Source organism: Pseudomonas sp. NPDC087639 (genome assembly GCF_044743385.1).
Taxonomy (GTDB): domain Bacteria; phylum Pseudomonadota; class Gammaproteobacteria; order Pseudomonadales; family Pseudomonadaceae; genus Aquipseudomonas.
Map to the genome: position 1 here is coordinate 1 of NZ_JBIUWI010000142.1, position 3,712 is coordinate 3,712.

4 protein-coding genes are annotated in these 3,712 nt (G+C 59.1%); 2 read left to right on the forward strand and 2 right to left on the reverse strand.

Annotation, left to right across the window (positions count from 1 at the left end):
* The first annotated feature begins 346 nt into the window (after positions 1–346).
* Both ACIOVB_RS27175 and ACIOVB_RS27180 read left to right on the forward strand, forming a co-directional pair.
* Entirely contained in the window at positions 347–670 is a 324-nt protein-coding gene (locus tag ACIOVB_RS27175) for a hypothetical protein (RefSeq protein WP_401272233.1), read from the forward strand.
* Positions 671–775: 105 nt separating this feature from the next.
* Positions 776–1,537, forward strand: a complete 762-nt coding sequence (locus ACIOVB_RS27180) for a YdcF family protein (RefSeq protein WP_401272234.1) — start codon at positions 776–778, stop codon at positions 1,535–1,537.
* A gap of 203 nt (positions 1,538–1,740) precedes the next feature.
* On the opposite strand, the gene lnt is transcribed toward ACIOVB_RS27180, so the two are convergent.
* Both lnt and ACIOVB_RS27190 read right to left on the reverse strand, forming a co-directional pair.
* Positions 1,741–3,264, reverse strand: a complete 1,524-nt coding sequence (lnt, locus tag ACIOVB_RS27185) for an apolipoprotein N-acyltransferase (protein WP_401272235.1) — start codon at positions 3,262–3,264, stop codon at positions 1,741–1,743.
* A 15-nt stretch (positions 3,265–3,279) separates the two neighbouring features.
* Positions 3,280–3,712 (reverse strand): transporter associated domain-containing protein (locus ACIOVB_RS27190; RefSeq protein ID WP_401272236.1); only part of this gene is annotated, 433 nt, incomplete at its 5' end.

The window sequence follows — 3,712 nt, forward strand, 5'->3', positions numbered from 1 at the left end:
GCCTGGCTGTTCACTGACTTCAAAGGACTTTTGCTCGTCCCAGAACGACTGGGCGGCGGCTTCGATTTCACGGGGCTGATATTGTTCGTGCATGGCTACTTTTGTACTGGATATGGGTGGCCTAATCCTCTTCAACGCGGCATCGGGATGGCCCGGACGAGCTGGAAGTGGAATGACAGGAAGCGCCGTAGCATACATGACCGCGCTTGGCCTAGGGAAACCCTGATTACAGCTGTTTGGCCCGGTAAATACTTGGCGAGGGCCGTTGGTCGCGGCGTGTAGCCGGTTTGTGCAGCGAAGCTAAGCTCTAACTGGGGAGTGAGTCTTATCTTCAATGAGGTGAGGGATGGTGGAGCAACAGCAAAGAAACGTCACGAAACCTGAGTTGTACGAACGGTTGATGGATCGTCTGGGGATGGCCCTGGATGCTGCAAAAACCGCTGATCGGCTGCGCGATGAGCGCCCCTTGGAACTGGAATTGCGTGGCTTGAGCCCCGCCGAGTTCAAACTGGTCAAGGCCTATCTGGATCGCAGTGAACGTGAAACGCACGGATGCTTGTCGCAAGCAGTGAAGCAGCTCGATGCAGCACATTCGGCCAAGGTCATCTGGCTCAAGGACAAGGCGCCCCGCAAAGACACCGTCAAGGTGCGTGCTTTGCAGGCCAAGTAAGCGCATGGCAGGTCAAGAAACGGATCTTTTTCAACAGGATCCCACCCTATCGGTTGTCGCGTTGGTTTAACCCACTTAGGCTTCGGGCATCTTTGGAGATGCCCGATGCCTTTTCGTTACTTCATCAAACAACTTTTGCTGCCGCCCGGCATTCTTTTACTACTGTTGCTGGCTGCCTGGTGGCTGCGACGCTCACGGCCGCGCCTCGCTGGATTATGTTTTGCCATTGGTTTTGGAGGGCTCTGGCTGATGAGTCTGCCGGTGGTCGTGCAGTGGGGCGCCAAGGCCCTTGAGCGCGAGCCGCCGCTGGCTCGCGAAGAGTGGGCGACGCTCGCGCAACGGGCCGATGCGATTGTAGTGCTGGGTTCCGGGCGTGAGCGCGGTGATCTGGCTTGGGGCGAGGATCAGCCGACCGGCGTGGGGCTGGAGCGTCAGCGCTATGCGGCACGGCTGGCCAAGGCGTCGGGATTGCCGATTCTGACCAGTGGCGGCTTGCATTACGGCACGCCGCCGACCGAGGCGAAATTGATGGCTGACTCTTTACTGGATGACTTCGGCGTGACTGTGCGCTGGCAAGAGGGTGAGAGCCGTACCACATGGGAAAACGCCAAATTCAGTGCTGATATGTTGTTGCCGCAGGGGATCAAGCGCGTGGTCGTGGTGACACAGGCCTGGCATATGCCGCGCTCGGTCTGGAGTTTCGAGAAGGCGGGATTTGAAGTGGTGCCGGCGCCAGTCGGGTTTCTCGGCACCGATAACGCCAGGCCATTTGGTGGCTGGCTGCCGGAGTTCAAGTCGATCTGGCAGAGCGGGCAGTTGCTCAATGAAGCGGTGGGGCAGGTGGGGTATTCATTGTTTTACCGCTGATCCCCCAGCCCACTGGATATAGGGTTTTTGTGGCGAGGGGATTTATCCCCGATCGATGGCGAAGCCATCGCAAAACCTGTGTGCGCGATGTATCAGACACACCGCTGTTGCAGGTCGGGGCGGCTTCGCCACCCATCGGGGATAAATCCCCTCGCCACAATGGGGCGAATCTCACAATTGGGTTGGATCTGAAAATTGTGTGATCAGACCGTTTTTGACATCCGCCCCGCCATCAATGCCCAGCCAAACAGCAGCAAGCAGACAATGATCAACGGCCACGAACGCCATTGCAGATACGGCGTCAGGTTATGCATCGGCACCACTTCGCCGTACAAAATACCTTGCTCGAACTGTGGAATCTGCTCGGTGATCTGCCCGAACGGGTTGATCAAACCGGTCACACCATTGTTGGTCGCGCGGATCATCCAGCGACCCGCCTCAAGGGCGCGCATTTGCGCCATCTGCAAGTGTTGCAGTGGGCCGATCGAGGTGCCGAACCAAGTATCGTTACTGATCGTCAGTAGCAGATCACTACGCGCCGACAGACTGGCGGCGAACTCCGGATAGACCACTTCGTAGCAAATGAACGGTGCGATCTGATACCCCTTGGCTTGCAACAGAGGTTGGTCCGCCGGGCCACGGGCAAAGTCGGACATCGGCAGGTCGAAGAACGCGATCAGTCCACGCAGGATGTCCTGCAATGGCACGTATTCACCGAACGGCACGAGTTTTTGCTTCAAGTAAGTGCCATCACCTTCGCCAACCACGGTGATACCGTTGTAGAAGCGTCTTTCGTGATGCACCGTTTGGCGAATGGGAACACCGGTAATCAAGGCCGATTTACGCTCGGCGGCGAAGGTCCCCATCATGCTCAGGTAACCCTCGGCGGATTCCTTGAGCACCGGCACGGCGGTTTCCGGCCAGATCAGCAGATCCACTGGTTTGGAGCGCAAACTCAGATCGCGGTACAACGCCAGCTGTGCGTTAAGTTCTGCCGGATCCCATTTCATGCTTTGTGCGACGTTGCCCTGAATCGCCGCCACGGTCAGCGGCGCGCCGGACGGACTGGTCCAGGCGTGACCCTTGAGCGCAATGCCCGCCACCCATGGCCCGACCAACAACAGCAGGCCAACGGCAACAAAAGCCTTGCGACCGGTTTGCAGCAGGCGCGGCGCGTTGTAGATCAGCGCGCCAGTCAGCGCCAGAACGAACGACACCAGCCACATGCCACCGATCGGCGCCAGACCGGACAGCGGCCCATCGAGCTGACTGTATCCGGAATACAGCCACGGAAAACCGGTAAGGAACCAGCCGCGAAACGCCTCCTGACCCACCCACAACGCAGCGAATGCCAGCGCATCGGCCAGCGGCGCTTCGTTGCGACGCAACCAGCGCGCCCAAATCCAGGCGGGCAGGGCGAAGAAGAACGCAATCGCTGCGGTAAACAGCAGCATCAGGAAACCGGCCAGCAACACCGAAGCGCCGCCGAAGTGGTGGATGCTGTAGTAGATCCAACTGGTGCCAGCGCCGAACAGGCCGAAACCGAAGCACCAGCCACGGCCCACCGCCTGACGCGGGCTCAGCTCGCGCAACCCGGCATAGAACAGGCCGACCGCCAGCAAGGCCAGCGGCCAGATATCGAACGGTGCCAGAGCGAGGGTGGTGATTGCACCGGCCGCCACGGCCAGCAGGTTACCGGGCCAGCCGGGGCGGGTTGTCCAGCGCATTTCTATCCTTAATGATTACCGAGCGATTGGCGAGAGTCGCAGCAAGTGAATCCGACGGCTGTCGGCGTTCAGAATGCGGAAACGATAGGCGCCGATTTCAGTGATTTCGTTACGTTTTGGCAAGTGCCCGAACGCGCTCATCACCAGGCCGCCGACGGTGTCGAATTCATCATCGGAGAACTCGCTGTCGAAGAACTCGTTGAAGTTCTCGATCGGCGTCAGGGCCTTGATCAGGAAGTCACCGCTGGGCAGCGGCTTGATGTAGCTGTCTTCTTCGACGTCGTGCTCGTCTTCGATGTCGCCGACGATTTGTTCCAGCACGTCTTCGATGGTCACCAGACCGGCCACGCCGCCGTATTCGTCAATGACGATGGCCATGTGGTTGTGGTTGGCGCGGAATTCACGCAGCAACACGTTCAGACGCTTGGACTCCGGCACGAACGTGGCC